The organism is Dorea sp. Marseille-P4042 (assembly GCF_900290215.1).
Classification (GTDB): Bacteria; Bacillota; Clostridia; order Lachnospirales; family Lachnospiraceae; genus Dorea; species Dorea formicigenerans.
Genome location: NZ_OLMI01000003.1, coordinates 111,795 through 129,106, shown reverse-complemented (window position 1 = coordinate 129,106; position 17,312 = coordinate 111,795). Strand labels below are relative to the sequence as shown.

General features: G+C 42.3%; 8 protein-coding genes and 1 other annotated feature (1 of these 9 only partly in view). All 8 genes read left to right on the top strand.

The features are described from left to right. Positions 1-258, top strand: a binding site (T-box leader); it begins 12 nt to the left of the window's first position. Between the two features lie 131 nt (positions 259-389). The 8 genes from C7E02_RS13995 to C7E02_RS13960 all read left to right on the top strand — a co-directional run bounded on the left by C7E02_RS13995 (position 390) and on the right by C7E02_RS13960 (position 17,309). Next, on the top strand, positions 390-2,102 hold the full coding sequence (locus tag C7E02_RS13995) for a carbon starvation CstA family protein (protein WP_105309902.1): 1,713 nt from the start codon (positions 390-392) through the stop codon (positions 2,100-2,102). Between the two features lie 204 nt (positions 2,103-2,306). Continuing rightward, positions 2,307-3,905 (top strand): AAA family ATPase, encoded by a 1,599-nt coding sequence (locus tag C7E02_RS13990; RefSeq protein ID WP_005339969.1) that lies wholly within the window; start codon positions 2,307-2,309, stop codon positions 3,903-3,905. A 284-nt stretch (positions 3,906-4,189) separates the two neighbouring features. Then, entirely contained in the window at positions 4,190-5,209 is a 1,020-nt protein-coding gene (locus C7E02_RS13985) for an ADP-ribosylglycohydrolase family protein (RefSeq protein ID WP_105309901.1), read from the top strand. Continuing rightward, a complete protein-coding gene (locus C7E02_RS13980) occupies positions 5,194-6,111 on the top strand; it encodes a PfkB family carbohydrate kinase (protein ID WP_105309900.1) in 918 nt (305 codons plus the stop codon). The genes C7E02_RS13985 and C7E02_RS13980 overlap by 16 nt, the downstream gene beginning before the upstream one ends. After that, a complete protein-coding gene (pnuC, locus tag C7E02_RS13975) occupies positions 6,104-6,787 on the top strand; it encodes a nicotinamide riboside transporter PnuC (RefSeq protein WP_105309899.1) in 684 nt (227 codons plus the stop codon). The genes C7E02_RS13980 and pnuC overlap by 8 nt, the downstream gene beginning before the upstream one ends. Positions 6,788-6,994: 207 nt before the next feature. Beyond that, the gene (locus C7E02_RS13970) at positions 6,995-7,705 is read left to right on the top strand and encodes a GntR family transcriptional regulator (RefSeq protein WP_029731151.1); all 711 of its coding nucleotides are present in this window, start codon (positions 6,995-6,997) and stop codon (positions 7,703-7,705) included. Positions 7,706-7,755: 50 nt separating this feature from the next. Further along, positions 7,756-8,766 (top strand): response regulator transcription factor, encoded by a 1,011-nt coding sequence (locus tag C7E02_RS13965; protein ID WP_105309898.1) that lies wholly within the window; start codon positions 7,756-7,758, stop codon positions 8,764-8,766. Between the two features lie 338 nt (positions 8,767-9,104). Beyond that, positions 9,105-17,309, top strand: coding sequence for an InlB B-repeat-containing protein (locus C7E02_RS13960; protein ID WP_105309897.1), 8,205 nt, complete (start codon positions 9,105-9,107; stop codon positions 17,307-17,309). Positions 17,310-17,312 lie beyond the last annotated feature (3 nt).

Here is a 17,312-nt window from a genome sequence, read left to right as displayed (position 1 = left end):
AAAGGGATACGTCACAAAAGAGAACGCGATTTCAGAGAGTCGTTGGGTGGTGCGAAGCGACAGAACGGATTTTGTGATATCACCCGGGAGCATCCCTCTGAAATACTTAACATATTTAACATCAGAGCTAAAGTAAGCAGGGACGTAATCTTCACGTTACAGAAGAAACTGTTTGAGAATGACAGTGATGAGAGACTGTAGTTAGTGATAAATGCAGTAATACAAAGTGGTACCACGGAAGATAAATCCGCCTTTGTTATCCGAAAGGATAGCGAAGGCGTTTTTTATTGTATGGAAACATATACGCAAGATCGATAATAATTTCAGAAATGCTGATTGGTGTTCCTGAGATTAATATATAATCAAAATATAAAGAAAGAGGGATTATTATGAGTGGAATACTTATGATGATAATTGCCATCGTAGTGCTCGGAGGAGCCTATCTTCTGTATGGCCGTTATCTCCAAAACAAATGGGGCATTGACCCGAATGCGAAAACTCCGGCGTATGAATTAGAAGACGGAGTGGATTATGTACCGGCTGATACTAACGTAGTATTTGGTCATCAGTTTGCATCAATTGCAGGAGCAGGTCCGATCAACGGACCAATTCAGGCAGCAATCTTCGGATGGCTTCCGGTTCTCTTATGGATTTTAATTGGTGGTGTATTCTTCGGAGCAGTTCAGGATTTCGCATCTATGTATGCATCTGTAAAGAACAAAGGCCGTACAATTGGTTACATCATTGAAGAGTACATTGGAAAATTAGGTAAGAAATTATTCCTGTTATTCTGCTGGCTGTTCTGCATTCTGGTTGTCGCAGCATTTGCTGATGTCGTAGCCGGAACATTTAACGGATTCGCAACAAGTGAATCAGGAACAGTTACAAAAGTAGTAGCAAATGGAGCTGTTGCAACAACCTCTATGTTATTTATCGTAGAAGCAGTGGCACTTGGATTTTTCTTGAAATATTCAAAATTTAATAAGTGGGTAAATACAGCAGTAGCAGTTATTTTACTGGTAGTTGCAATTGCACTTGGACTTAACTTTCCAATCTATGTAAGTCTTGATATATGGCATCTTATTATTTTTGCTTACATTTTAGTTGCCAGTGTAACACCTGTATGGGCATTACTTCAACCTCGTGATTATCTGAACAGTTATCTGTTGATTTTTATGATCCTTGGTGCTGTTATTGGCGTATTTGTTGCAAATCCGGCATGTAATCTTGAAGCATTTACAGCATTCTCGATACCGGATGCAAATGGAAATCCGCAGTATATGTTCCCAATCTTGTTTGTGACAATCGCTTGTGGTGCAGTTTCAGGATTCCATTCACTGGTATCATCAGGTACTGCTTCCAAGCAGATTAAAAATGAGAAAAACATGCTTCCGGTTTCATTCGGTGCCATGTTAATGGAAAGTATGCTTGCAGTTCTGGCATTGATTGCCGTTGCATCATTTGGAAAAGGTGAGGCAGCAGCACAGGGACTGACTACTCAGCCACAGATTTTCGCAGGAGCAATTGCGAACTTTCTGTCAGTCATCGGTCTGCCACATTCACTTGTATTTACACTGATCAACCTTGCAGTATCTGCATTTGCACTGACATCTCTGGATTCAGTAGCCAGAGTCGGACGTCTGTCATTCCAGGAGTTCTGGATTGATTCAGATGTGGAAGATGAGAATATGAGTCCTTTCTTAAAGGTAGTAACGAATAAGTATTTTGCAACAATCATCACACTGGTGCTTGCTTATTTCCTGACAAAAGTCGGATATGCAGAAATCTGGCCACTGTTCGGTTCAGCAAACCAGCTGTTATCTGTACTGGCACTTGTAGCCTGCGCAGTATTCTTAAAGAAGACAAAACGTCAGGGATTCATGCTCTGGGGACCAATGGTATTTATGATGGCAGTTACATTTACGGCACTTGGAATGACAATTGTAAAACTTACAAAGGCATTCATGACAACAGGACTGGATTTTGGAAATACATTGCAGCTTATCTTTGCAGTACTTCTGTTAATCCTTGGAGTGCTTGTAGCAATTCAGGGAATTAAGAAACTTCTTGAGAAGTCGGAAGATAAAAAAGTGACAGTCTAGGAAAATAATTCATAAAATGATAAAAGAATAAAATGGGAGTATAAAAAGCTCTCGGATTAAGAAACGCCAGTTCCGACAAATGTCGGTTCTGGCGTTTTTTGAAGATTACGAAATAGAAACACAGTACCTGATACGGTGTTTTTATGTTATACTGTAGGAAAACATGGAAAGAATTTATTATATAGCAGAGAGGAGTGTGCAGATATGGGGATGTTTGTGAATCCTGGAAATTCAGCATTTCAAGTTGCACTTAATTCTGAAATTTATGTTGATAAGACAGGATTGCTGGAATATACAAACAAAGTTATGAATACGTTACAAGGCTATATCTGCAATAGCCGCCCGCGAAGATTCGGAAAGTCAATTACCGCTAATATGCTTACGGCGTATTATAGCAAAGGGTGCGATTCGAAAGAAATGTTTTCAAATTTGGAGATCAGTAAAACGCCAGATTTTGAGAAACGTTTAAATAAATATGATGTGATTCACGTGGACATTCAATGGTGCATGGAACCTGCAGGAGGAGCAGATCATATTGTATCCTATATATCAGAAAAGACAATTTCTGAATTAAAAGAATATTATCCTGATGTGCTGACAGAGAATCTTGTATCATTACCAGAGGTATTATCGAAGATCAATACAGAGACCGGAACAAAATTTATTGTAATTATTGATGAATGGGATGTCCTGATTCGTGACAAAGCGGCCGATCAAAAAATTCAAGATGAATATATAGGGTTTTTACGAGGACTCTTTAAAGGGACAGAGCCTACAAAATATATTCGACTGGCTTATCTGACAGGTATTTTGCCGATAAAAAAAGAAAAGACGCAATCTGCATTGAATAATTTTGATGAATTTACAATGTTAAGTCCGGGTAAGCTTGCACAATACATTGGATTTACAGAAGAAGAGGTAAGAGAACTTTCAGGATCATATCATCAGGAATTTGAAAAAGTAAAAAGATGGTATGACGGTTATCTGTTGAGAGATTATCAGGTCTACAATCCGAGAGCTGTTGTAAGTGTCATGTTGAATAGTGAATATAAAAGTTACTGGTCTGAAACAGCTTCTTATGAAGCGATTGTTCCACTGATCAATATGAATTATGATGGTCTGAAAACGGCAATTATTGAGATGATTTCCGGGACGGCAGTCAAGGTTAACACAGCAACATTTAAAAATGATACGGTAAATATCCAGAGTAAAGACGATGTGTTGACCTACATGATTCATTTGGGGTATCTGGGATATGACCAGGTAAAGAAAATGGCTTTTGTTCCGAATGAAGAAATTCGTCAGGAGCTTATTACGGCAGTCAATTGTAAACCATGGAATGAGATGCTCATGTTCCAGCAGGAATCAGAAAATCTGCTGGAGGCAACATTGGATATGGATAGTGTTGCAGTCGCGAACCAAATTGAAAAAATTCATAATGAATACGCATCAGTAATTCAGTATCACAATGAAAATTCATTGAGTAGTGTGCTGACAATTGCATATTTAAGTGCGATGCAGTATTATTTTAAACCAGTACGGGAACTGCCAACGGGGCGTGGTTTTGCAGATTTTGTGTTTATTCCTAAACCGGAATATAAAAATGATTATCCGGCATTAATTGTTGAATTAAAATGGAATCAAAATGCTCAGACAGCAATGGAGCAGATAAAAGAGAAGAAATATCCGTCTTCGGTTTTGGATTACACAGGGAATATTTTACTTGTAGCAATCAATTACGATAAAGCTACTAAAGAACATCAGTGCATCATTGAAGAATATGAGAAAGCTGAAAGCTTATAAGAACAGTGCAGGTACAGATGAATATCGAGCATGAAGGAAAGTGTTTATTTTACAGGGAAATCAAAATAACAACAAGTCGGATTTTAAGGAATTCGGCTTGTTGTTATTTTAGACAAAAATCGGACTTGTATTTATTCAAAAAACGATGAAAATTGACAAAAATGCTGAAAAGTTGTAAAAATATGAAAGTATATTGACATAAATAACCGACATGTATAAAATAAACGCAACAAGAAACAATACAAGCTGTACTATCAAGGCGTATCTAAAAGGAGCAAAGAAACATGGAATTAAGAGATAAAATTGCAGGAGCATTATATGGAATGGCACTTGGTGATGCGATGGGAATGCCGGCAGAATTGTGGGGCAGAGAAAGGGCAAGAAAATTCTTTGGTGGAAAAATCACAGAATTCATTGACGGACCAAAAGAGAATGATGTTGCATTTAATTATAATAAAGCTCAGTTCACGGATGATACTGGACAGGCAATGGTTCTTTTGGATTCATTGAAGGCAACTGGTTATGAGCCAAATGCTTCAGATATAGCAAAGCGTATGCTGGAATGGGCTGAAAAAGAGAATGCATTTGAAAATAATATTTTAGGACCGACCTCTAAGCTTGCACTGGCGAATTTCCGAGATGGAGTAGATGCAAGTGCGATAACGAACAAAGCTTTATCCAATGGAAGTTCTATGAGAATTGCACCAATCGGCTGCCTCTTTACACCAGATCAGAGAAAAGAACTGATAGATTATGTGTACGGAGTTTCCAAGGCAACACATACAAGTGATGTTACAATCGCCGGAGCAGCTATGATTGCAGAAGGTGTTGCATCTGCAATTGTCAATGATGATTTCGAGCAGGTGTTAAGTGATATTCTTTCTGTAGAAGAAGCCGGATACGAAAAAGGTTGTGAGACATTCAGCCCGAGACTTGCAGAGAGAGTAAAGATTGGTGTTCAGATTGCAAAAGAATATGCAAACGATGAAGATGCATTTTCTAAGAAAATCTATGATGTAATTGGAGCAGGAGTTGGAATTATTGAATCTGTTCCGGCAGCAGTTTCCATTGCATATTACACACAGGATCCAAATAAATGTTGTCTGATGTGTGCAAATCTTGGTGGTGACACAGATACAATCGGAGCGATGGCAACAGCTATATGTGGGGCATTTGTTGGTTATTCAAAGATTAAGCCAGAGTATACAGAGCTTTTAAGAGATCAGAACCCGGAGACTGATTTTGAGGAGTATATCAATATTCTTGAAAAAGGAAGGGAGTTATTAGGATGCGAACGCTTGTAGTTGGGGCTGCAATTGTTGATTTGATGATGAAGATCGATCGTCTCCCGAAGAGTGGAGAAGATATTCCGTGTAAAGAGACGAAGACGGTAGTTGGCGGATGCGCGTACAATGTGGCCAACACATTGAGAAATCTGAATTGTGAACATGATTTATGCGTGCCGGTCGGAAGAGGTTCATTTGCAGATATCATCCGCAGAGGTATGAAAGAAAAAGGATACGAGCTGCTCATTGAAGAACCGGGAGAGGACAACGGTTATTGCCTGAGTCTTGTAGAGGCTGATGGAGAAAGAACATTTATCACAGTGCAGGGAGCGGAGTGCCATTTCAAAAAAGAGTGGTTTAACCGGATTGATATGGACAGATATGAAAATATCTACATCGCAGGCTATCAGGTTTGTGGAAAAAGTGGTGAAATCATTTCACAGTGGTTGAAAACTGTGCCTAATGTGGAAGAAAAGCATATCTTTTTTGCACCGGGACCGATGATTACGTCAATCGAATCAGAGACAATGGATAACCTCTTTGCATTAAAGCCAATCTTACATATTAATGAAGCAGAAGCAAAGGGTTATACACAGCGGGAAAATGTAGAAGAAGCAGTGAAAACTCTTTATGAAAAGAGTGGCAATCTTGTATTTGTTACGCTTGGGGCAGAAGGAACATTGTTTTATGAGGGAAAAGAAATGAGAAGGGTCGCATCTGTTAAGACCAATGTTGTGGACACTGTAGGAGCCGGAGACAGTCATATCGGGGCGATTATTGCAGGAATGTCAAAGGGAATGAAAGTAGAAGATGCCGTATTACTTGCAAATCGTACGGCAGCGGCAATTGTAGGAACATCTGGACCAGTTATGGACCTGGAGGAATTTCAGAAAATTTCGGAGGAATGGGAAAATGAATAAAATAAAAGAATTTTTTGCAGATTGGAGCTGGAAAGAAAAAGCATGGCTTGCATTTGTACTGATTGTACAGACGGCAGCCTGGGCAATTCAGAAAGAAAGCCTGTTTATGTTAGTTATGACACTGACAAGCAGTCTGAACCTGGTGCTTGGAGCAAAAGGTAAAGTTGCCGGTCTGTATTTTGCAATTATCAACAGTGCATTATATGCGATTAACTGTATGGGTATTCCGCTTTACGGTGAGGTCATGTACAACTTGATTTACTCAATTCCGGTCAGTGCGATTGCAATCTTCACATGGAAGAAGAACATGACAAAGGGGGGAGAAGTAAAATTCCGTACGATGACACCAAAGATTATGCTCACAACAGCAGCAGTGACAATTATTGGAGTACTCGGATACATGCAGATTCTGAAATGGATGGGTGGAAATCTTCCATTTATGGATTCTCTGACAACGGTCGTATCGGTTGTGGCAAGTTTCCTGTATCTGCTTCGTTTCTCAGAGCAGTGGGCAATGTGGGCAATTGTAAATGCACTTTCCATTGTGATGTGGATCATGGTATTTATGCAGGGAGATTCCTCGGCACTGCTGATTATCATTATGAAGACAATCAACTTCATCAACTCCACATACGGTTTCCTGAACTGGAGAAAAATTGCAAAAGAAACTGCATAATAACGGACAAAAATAAAGGATTTTATGTTAAAATAATAAAAGATCAACAAGGCCATGGATTTCATGTGAGTATGAGATCTATGGCTTTTTTCGTTATAACGATAAGCCAAAGTTATATCAGCTGGGAGATGACTCCCACCTCTATAGGTGGTAAGAAACAAGAATGCCTCGGCATTCTTGAATTATGGCAAGCAGGTGGAAAGTAAGATGACCAAATACGAAATAATCAAGCAAGAGATAAAAGAACAGATTGAAGATAATATTTTAAAACCCAATCAGGTAATTAAATCTGAGAATGAAATGTGCCAGTGTTATAAAGTCAGTCGTGTGACGGTGAGAAAAGCAATTGACGAATTGTGTGCAGAAGGGATCTTGTACCGGATCAAGGGAAAGGGCTGCTTTGTGAGAGAACAGACAGATCAGAAAAGATCAAGAATCTATAGTTTTACAGAGGCTGTAAGGAACGAAGGAAAGTTGCCGGGCAAGAAGCAGTTGTCTTTAGAAAAAAAAGAAGCAGATGCGTATCTGGCAGATAAACTTCAGATAGAAGAAGGAGAAGAGGTTTTTGAAATCCAAAGCCTTTATTATGCAGATGGTATTCCGTATAGTTTAAATACAGCAGTATTACCGGCAAAAAGATTTGAAAAGTTAGATTTTTTTGACTTCAATAACCGGTCTTTATATGAAGTGCTTGGTTCATTCTATGGGACATATATGTACCGGGTGAGACAGACACTGGAAGCTACAACAGCAGATGTGTCGGTGAGCCGGTTACTGGAACGGGACGAAAGTCAGCCTTTATTGAGAATTAAAGCGATTTCCTATTGTCTGGAAGACAATCAGGAGATTCCGGTAGAATATTATGAGGCGTATATTTTAACAGATATACAGAATTATTATGTAGAAAAGTTTCATTGATAAAGGCCATATTGACAGAAAATATAATTTTATAAGAAGTGGTGAAAGAAATGAAAATATCTGACAGAGTCATCCTTCCTTTGGTTGGAAGTGCATTTCAACCGGGAAAGGCTGCAGAAGCAATTGAGAAAATAGAAGATAAGGAACTGGCACAGATTGCACAGGGAGAATATTATTTCTTCTCAGCTCAGGCAGAAAGATGTGTGGAGACGATAAAAGATTATCTGGATCACGATGATGTGATGCTCCGGCTATCGGCAGATATGCTTTACACATTTGCGAATCTTACACTTGGAGATTCTCAGGCAGCACAGCATACAAGGGAAGATGTACATCAGTGTCTGACACGGGCAATGCAGGAGGACACGCCTGTGAATGTAAAGGCGGCGTGTCTGTTCGCATTTTATGTAATCAGCACATTTCTTCATATACCGCCGGAGGAAGGAACCCCGCCACTTCAGCAGTACATTCCGTATCTTCCAATTGGGCAACGATTATTTGCAGTAAGTCTTTTAGCACATGAGATTTATCTGAGACAGGATTATGCAAAGGCAAAAGGTGTTGTACAGGGGGCATTTCTGATGGCAGACGGAGTTTATCCGATTTCCATGATTTATCTGGGGTGCGTACAGGCAGTGTGTCAGATTAATCTGAAAGAACAAGAAGAAGCAATTCAGACGGTGACCCGGGCATGGAAGAGGGCAAGAGCGGACAAATTCATGGAACCATTTATCGAGTATCATGGTCTGCTTCAGGGGACTATGGAAGTCTGTATCCGGAAAAAAGAGCCGGAAATGTACAAGAAGCTGGTGGATGGTGTACTTGCATTTAGCCGTGGCTGGATGAAAATTCACAATCCCAAGACGCAAAAGGCAGTGACGGATCTTTTGACTCCGCTGGAATATTCTATAGCCATGCTGGCGTGCAGGGATTGGACGAATCAGGAAATCGCAGAACATATGGGAATGTCAGTGAATACGGTCAAGCACTATGTCTCCGGAATTCTGGAAAAACTACAGATTGATAAACGCGATAAGATTAAAGAATTCGTAAATCAATAGAATAACAGGATACGAAAAAGTGTCTGTTTTACAAAAGAAATTGTAAAATAGGCACTTTTTGGGCTTTCAACGGGCATGTGAGAGATGTATTTTCTTTGGTACAATATATATGATACCAGAGTCAAAAGGTCTAAAGACACATGAGCTTGCTCATATGTGACTGAAAGACCTTGGGACTCGCCCCAATATGAGCCTAAAAGTGGGATGTTAATCCCACGATATGCGAATAGTGGGGCGAATTGTGGGAGTGCGCAGCACGGAACAATTCGTAGGTATCATATATGTAATTTAGCATATAATTACTCGTTTTCAGAGGGAAAAATGAGGAGGGAATACATATGAAGAAACGTCTGGTCAGTATGATTTTGAGCGCGGTGCTGTTTGCAACATCAGTGCCGGTCGCAGCATTTGCTGAAGATGCGAATACGCAGAATCCGGTTGTGCATTCGGAGAAAGGAACGTCTCAGGGTTCGAATGCGCGGAAGGAATCCGGCATTGACTATAAGAAAAATGGAGGAACGTTTGCAGAAGGTTACACGGCTCCGTCTAATTACGATGAGCCGGTGACAGAGCTTCCGGGAGCGGAGCAGATTACAAAAGCGGGATATGAATTTGCCGGCTGGTATGATAATGAGGAGTTTAACGGAGAGCCGGTTACTTCGCTTAGCACTGCGGATCATTCCGGCAGTGTTGTCCTCTATGCAAAGTGGACGGAACGCTACTACTATGTGGATATTCCACAGACGGTCAATGCGGATGGGGATAAGCTTACGATAAAAGCGGATGCAGGTGGATTATATGACAAGGATCATGTGAGCGTGACAGTCCAGTCTGAAAATGACTGGAAATTAAAGAGTGGATTACATAGTCTTGCATATGAACTGAGAAATCCGCAGAGTGGTTCGGCACTGGAAAATGGTTCGGTTGTCGCAAGTCTTACGAAAGATGAGAGCTATAAGCAGCAGGAATATGACTGCAACATTCTGGACAAACCGAACTATACAGGTGATTATACAGATCACCTGACTTTTGACATTGCATTTCAGGATACAGCGTACAACATTACATATGAGACAAATGGCGGGACTATCACGAAGAAGAATCCGCAGCAGGCAGATCAGATGATCACAGTAACACAGGAGCAGTACCAGGCAGGAATCGTTCTGAAAGATCTGCCGGCACCGGTGAAAAAGTCCAGTACATTTCTTGGCTGGTGTTACGATGAAGCATGCACCAGATATGTGGACAGTAAGGATCGTCTTCTGAGTGATGTGACATTGTATGCCTCTTATGCAGACAACCAGCCGATGGAAGAAGTGTCCATGGCGACTTATGCCAGAGCAAATGATGTGGCAGCAGATTTTACGATTCCGGTGACGGATACAAGTGCTGCTATGACGCCTGACCAGGTGCGGAAAAATTTCACGATAAAAAATGTGACAGATTCTTCCGAAACGGTTACGGTAGATGTGACCGAAGGAGCAGACCATACATTTACGATCAGCAATCCGAACGGATGGATACCGGGGGCAGCCTATAAGCTGGAGCTTCAGGAAAAAGCGTTATATTTTACAGGATTTGACCCGACGATTCGTGTCTATGATTTTACGGTCTACCGTGAAGAAGTCAAAAATGTAGAGTTAAATAAAGAAATCAAGTATATTCATAAGAAAGAGCTTTCCAATCTGACTGTAAATGGAAAGAAAGTTAAGGAAGTTTCAATCGCGGCAATGACGATTGGAACAGACGGTTCCCTGACCGAAGAAGGCAGTGATACGACCGGAACATTTACTTATAAGAAGCAGTTAGAAGTCGGCGACCAGGTCGCAATTTATTCCGGTGATGTGATCCCGACCATGGATATGTCCTCTGGTGACAATAGTGATGTGTCATTTATCGAGATTACAGGAGCGGACGGGGACAAGTATACATATCGAGGCTCCAGACCGGAAGACGTGCTCTTTATGCCGGATGTGCTGCCGCTTTCTATGGACAAAGATCAGGACGGTGACCCGGATAATAACAGTGTAACGATTAATGTCAGTGACCTGACCTTTGGTGATGATGCTATGAGCCAGGCTATGGATCTGGACAGTGAGACAACCATAGATGAGGGCGATTATCTGGCACTTTACACAGGTACAATGGGAGAAAATGAAAGCGGAGCTGTGTCTCTCTATGGAGAGATTACGAGTGTTCTGTTATCAGGAGAAAAATACATAGTAAGCTATATACCTGTGAGCGAAGAAGATATGCGCCAGACTATGGACGTGTACCAGAAGGAAAATGTAGAAGGGGAGGAGCTTCTGGAAGATACCGATGTGCAGGCGCTGGAAGAGGATATTGAGACACAGGCAGTAGACAGCGGATTTGCATCCGAAGTGGCAGAAAGAGTTGCCGATGCGGCAATGGAGACAGAATCTTTTGAGGAGCTTCAGGGATCTCTCAAGGAAGATATGAATGCAGACATCATGGTTCAGAGCCAGGGCTATGGCCAGTTGAGAAAGGCAAGAGCCGCAGGCGGGGCAGGCGGTTCCCGTGTGGAATTAGGAGTACCGACGGTAAAAGCAAATCTCGGCACGACACTGAAACATTTTGACGGAGATGTGAGTGGACTAAGGCTTGCACTGGAGATCGGCGTGCCGATTACAATTCATGTGAACCGGGGCGCAGACATCGAGATCATGATCACGGCGACATTTGAACAGGAAGTGCGAGTATCCATCGATGTGGACGGCTCAGCCGTGTGGAAAAGATGGGGATTTATTCCGTACATTGCAGATTACCGCGTAACGGCGTCTCTGGAATTATATGAATACACAGGAATTGGACTGAATGTCAACTTCAAGACTGCAGAAACCGGAAACCCGGTATCTGATTCCAGTTCGAAATTACGAAAAGGTGTCAACAAGATTACCGAAGAGCTGAAGAATATGATGGAGAATGGCGAGGATTATCTAAATTCTGCATCAGGCCTCGTCAGTGGCGGAGATGAAATATCCGTATCCAAGTCTCTGGCAGAGAGGTACTCGGAACTTCTGGCAGACGAGGCAGACTGGGTGGAAATCTACAAGCGCCCACTGGTAGACCAGCATTTCCGTGTGCTTCTGATCATTGATATTCAGGTGAAGCTGGAATTCGTTGTTTCCGCAAATGTGAACATTTCCATCGGAATGACGTACTGGTATAAGAATGCGAAAGAGTATGTCTTCTGTGTACGGGTCAAAGAGCGGACGGCGACCAATGATACGATAGATCTGGTAGAGGAGCAGTATGAATTTACGGCATATGCTATGGGAACTCTTGGCATCAAAGCCGGTGTGAGACTGACGGTGCGTGTGGGATTATTATCAACGTCCATCGCCAGTGTCGGTATCTCGGCGGATGTGGGCGGTTATGCACAGGTCTGGGGTTACCTCTACTACGAATTGAAGTATACAGCATCGGCAGGACGAAGCAGCCGTGCTATGGGAGCTATGTATCTGGAAATCGGTATTTATCTGGAAGTGAAGTTCGAGGCACAGGCACTGTCCAATGCATTTACCTATAATCCGACACTTTATGAAAACGAGTGGCCGCTTTATAAGGTAGGTGTTCTGGAAAATGTACTGGATTTTGCTTATACCCAGGATAAGGTTGCCGAGATTAATATGAAGCGGGAGATTCAGTCGGTTCAGATTCCGGATGAATATTTCAAGATGCAGTACATGGATATGAAGACCGGACTGGACGACGGAAAATATTACGAGAAGATTTACGAAGATGATACAAAGTATTTCAACATTTCCATGACAAACAGTGCGTTTACGTATGATCCGGCGACCAATATTATCCGTGTAAATCCAGGTGATGAGCCGGAGCAGGATGGCGAGATGATCATTACATGGAAAAACCAGGAAGGTACCTTTAATACGAAGCCGTGTGCAAGAAAGATCAAGCTTCACTGGGACCGCCTGCGAGATGGTTACTATATTGCATTCCAGAGTAATGGCGGATCTTTCGTCGATGCAATTACCGGAAAATATAACGCAGAGATTAAGAAGCCGGAAAATCCGGTAAGACTCGGATACACATTTGCCGGCTGGTATAAGGACATGGATCTCACCATTCCATACACCATTCCGGAAACCATGCCGGAAGAAGACAGACTTGTCTATGCAAAATGGGAAGCAGCCGATGCGGGTTATACAGTCGTAGATTATATAGAAGGAACGAATGGAACCTATGAAGCGCAGACTCCGGTGAAAATGAGTGGCAGGACGGAAGAGGAAGTAAGCCCGGTTCCAAATGAGCGTACGGGATTTGTAACACCGCCGCAGCTTACGGAGACTGTAAAAGCAGACGGCAGCCTGGTCATCAATTACTATTATGCAAGAAATAAATATATACAGACATTCAAGTCCGAAAAAGAGACGGAGAATGGAACTCAGACAGAAGTGATCGCAGACGGAAATTACCGATATGGAACCATGATGCCGACACCGGCAGTCTACAGACCGGGATATGAATTCCTTGGCTGGGAGGACGAAGAAGGCGCTGGGGTTCCAAAGGAAGTTCCATCTGAGAATAAGACCTACATTGCAAAATGGAAAGCACTGGAAGGCATTACTTATACCGTGAAATACTACGTGCAGAATACGGATAACAGCGGATACAGCTTAAGCGAGACTGCGGCTCTGACCGGACAGATGGGAGAGGAAGTCACAGCAAAAGCAGCAGATCTTGACGAGAAAGTCTATCACTTAAAAGGTGAACTGCCGAAGGGAACGATCAAGGCAGATGGCAGTCTTGTACTGAAAGTGTACTATGATCTGAATGAGTACAAGCTGACCTTTGATGCAAAAGGCGGAGAATCAGACCAGACAGAAGTGACAGCAAGATATGGTGACAAGATTGCATCACCGATGCCGACAAGAAAAGGCTATGTATTTGAAGGCTGGTATACAGACGAGGCATGTGAGAACGCATTTGGCCAGACGATGCCGGCAAAAGATATGACGGTCTATGCAAAATGGGAGAAGCAGAAAGTCAACTATACAGTCCGGCATTTGCTAGAAAAACTGCCAGATGCAGAAAAAGAAAAACCGGGTGGAGATAAAGAAGAGTATCCGGACACAGATAAACCGGTTGTGGAAGAAGATCCATATATCTTATATGAAGAGGAAGTCTTTGCGGCATATCCGGAAGATAAAGTGACGCCGGACGTGAAGCGTTACGAAGGCTTTACTTCACCGGAAACACAGACCGTGGCAGTAGATGGAAACGGCAACACAGTTATTGAATACAAGTATGCGAGAAATATCCATAAGCTGAAGCTGGTAGACCGCGGGGTCGATGAAAATAATATGGAAGGATTCGGAATGCCATTTGGTGCGGCAATTACAGAAGTAGCGATTCGGGATGGATATCGCTTTGAAGGCTGGTATACAGATAAAGATTTCAACAATCGATTCGATGGAACCATGCCGGACAAAGATCTGACGCTCTATGCAAAACAGACACCGATGATGAGCAGCTATACTGTCTATCATTATAAAGAATCTGTAGATGGATTTGATTTATTTGAGGAAGAAGTATTAAGCGGATTGACAGAATCAGAAGTGACTCCGCAGCCAAAACAGTATGAAGGCTTTACTTCACCGGAGGCTCAAACAGGACAGGTAAATGGCTGGGGCGGACCGGATATCCAGTATTACTATATGCGGAACAGCTACAATCTGACTTATGTCCTGAACAATGGAGAAGATAACAAGACTTCAAAAGTCCGCTATGAGGCAGATATTACAAATACTCCGTCGCAGACAGGCTATGCATTTGCAGGCTGGTACACGGACGAAGCACTGACACAGCCGTACGTACAGACAACCATGCCGGCGCATGACCTGACACTCTATGCAAAATGGGAAGCCGGAATGAAGACTTATCAGGTGAGACATTATCAACAGTCTATTGTCAATTCAGAGCAGTATGATCTGGCAGAGACTGAAACTGTCACAGCTAAAACAGGAGAACATCTGACATTGGCAGTAAAAGCGTATGAAGGATTTACAGCACCAAAGCCGGTTAGCTATGATGTGGTAGACGATGGAGAGGTTACATATGTAGATTACAAATATACGCGTGACCGCCATCAGGTGACGATCCATTACAATAACGGTAATGACAGCGAGACAAAAGAACTTGCATATGGTGAGAAATGGGAGGAAAAACCAGATTGTGCCGGTTATGCATTTGCAGGCTGGTATACAGACGCAGAGTTTAAAAAAGCATTTGACGGAGTGGTTCCGGCACGTGACATCACACTTTATGCAAAATGGGATGTGCAGAGTGTAAACTACACAGTCAAGCATTGTCTGCAAAATGCCAATGATGACGGATATTCGCTGGGAGCACAGGAGAACTTCAACGCTGATACGGATACGGTTGTCACACCAAAAGTAAAGAACTTTGATGGATTTACAGCACCGGAGAAACAGCAGGTGACAGTCGAAGGTGATGGAAGAACAACAGTCATTTACCGTTACACAAGAAATGTGCATACGCTGACGCTTAAGAACTACGATGGTAAGACAGATAAGACGGTAGAAGCAAGATATGAAATGTCCATACCGAAGCCGACAAGAGCCGGTTATGCATTTGCAGGCTGGTATACAGATGCAAAATGTACGAAAGAGTACAAAGCGAATATGCCGGATCAGGATCTGACACTCTATGCAAAATGGGAAGCAAACATCGTCAACTATGTAGTAGAACATTATCAGCAAAATGTACAAGGTGACGGTTATACGCTGAAAGAAAGCAGTCATGCACGGGCGGCTGTGGATAGCGAAGTGACACCAGAAGTCATGAAATATAAAGGCTTCGAGGAACCAAAGACAGAGAAAGTTACCATTTCCGGAGACGGACAGACGACAGTGAAGTACTACTATAAGAGAAAGGTACATACAGTCACATTTGACGCAGATTCCGGAACATTCGCTGCAGAAAAGGGCGAGGACGACAGTAAGATCGTCGTGACCGGACGCTATGGTGCGAATATTATAGTGCCGAAAGCGCCGGCAAGAACCGGACACCAGTTCCTTGGCTGGGACGAAGACGTTGAAATGACGATACCGGATAAAGACCTTACCTATAAGGCACAGTGGCTGAAGATGGAATACACACTTCAGTTCAAGACAGGCGGAGGAACAACGATTGAGCCAATCAAAGGAAATTATGGTGACAAGATAAATGCACCAGAAAATCCGACAAGAAAAGGATATATTTTCAAAAACTGGAGTGAGAATGGCAAGAAAGTCGATAACCTTCCGACGACTATGCCGGCAGAAAGTCATATTTACACAGCAATATGGGAGCGGAAGACATACCAGATTACTTATGACTTAAATGGCGGAAGCATGAAGTCCGGGGAGAAGAATCCGACGACTTACAACGTGGACACCACCGTATTTAAACTGAAAAATCCAGTCCGCGCCGGATATACATTTACAGGCTGGAGTGGAACCCAAATTACAGGAGTAAGTGACAATGTGTCTGTAAAACAGGGTTCTACAGATAACCGGACCTATAAGGCGAACTGGAGAGAGAATACCTATCAGATTACATTTATCTTAAGTGGTACAGAGGCGAAAGGCTCCATGGAAGCCAAGACGGTCAATTACACGGAAAATGTAACACTTCCAAAATGCGGATTTACATGCAAAGGCCATTCCTTTAAGCGATGGTACACCGTGGATAAGAAGGGCAAGAAGACATATTACTCTGACCGACAGAAGGTGTCGAAGCTGACCGATGTGAATGGAGGCGTTGTGACACTCTATCCGGAATGGGAGTCAAATGTGTACAATGTTACATTTGACTATGGTGACGGAAGAGCGAAGACAGTTAGAAAGATCAAATACGGTGATAAATACCAGTTTCCGTCAGATCCGACCCGTTATGGCTGGGAGTTCAAAGGCTGGAAAAAAGAAGGATCCAACACAGCATTTGACATGAGTACGAAAGAGCTGCAGCTTCAGGACGCAAAAAATATTACCTTATATGCAAGCTGGAAAGCAAACTATTATTATAATTATACACCATCAGATAGAAATCATACTTACCGGGTGACTGATGAACATGAACTTACAATATTTACATTTTATGTAGACGGAAATCAGACAAAAGTGCCGACGACCGGAGATACCGGACAGAATCCGGCAAGATATCATATGAATATGACGAATCTTTCCTATGACGCAGTACATCAGAATTATTCGCATATGACGGTAACGATTGTGTATCATACTAAAAAAGTCAAAGATGGTTATGGTGATCTGAGAATTTCTTACCACACAAGGTCTGATAATAAAGATCATACAAACTGGCAGGTTAGTACGATAGATCTGGACAAGAGAGATGATAAGGGGAACATAGTAGAATATACCCTCGATTCCGGAAGTAAAATTGATGTGGACAGTCTGACACTGGAATTTGATGCTCACGGAAAAAATGCAGATGAGTACGATCTTAGCAATCTAAATGTCAGGGTAAAATTTTGGTAGGGG

Bases quoted from the DNA above. Each gene is read 5' to 3' on its own strand.
- C7E02_RS13980 (WP_105309900.1), top strand. From the start codon at position 5,194: ATGCGAACGCTTGTAGTTGGGGCTGCAATTGTTGATTTGATGATGAAG.
- C7E02_RS13995 (WP_105309902.1), top strand. From the start codon at position 390: ATGAGTGGAATACTTATGATGATAATTGCCATCGTAGTGCTCGGAGGA.
- C7E02_RS13985 (WP_105309901.1), top strand. From the start codon at position 4,190: ATGGAATTAAGAGATAAAATTGCAGGAGCATTATATGGAATGGCACTT.
- C7E02_RS13970 (WP_029731151.1), top strand. From the start codon at position 6,995: ATGACCAAATACGAAATAATCAAGCAAGAGATAAAAGAACAGATTGAA.
- C7E02_RS13990 (WP_005339969.1), top strand. From the start codon at position 2,307: ATGGGGATGTTTGTGAATCCTGGAAATTCAGCATTTCAAGTTGCACTT.
- C7E02_RS13960 (WP_105309897.1), top strand. From the start codon at position 9,105: ATGAAGAAACGTCTGGTCAGTATGATTTTGAGCGCGGTGCTGTTTGCA.
- C7E02_RS13965 (WP_105309898.1), top strand. From the start codon at position 7,756: ATGAAAATATCTGACAGAGTCATCCTTCCTTTGGTTGGAAGTGCATTT.
- pnuC (WP_105309899.1), top strand. From the start codon at position 6,104: ATGAATAAAATAAAAGAATTTTTTGCAGATTGGAGCTGGAAAGAAAAA.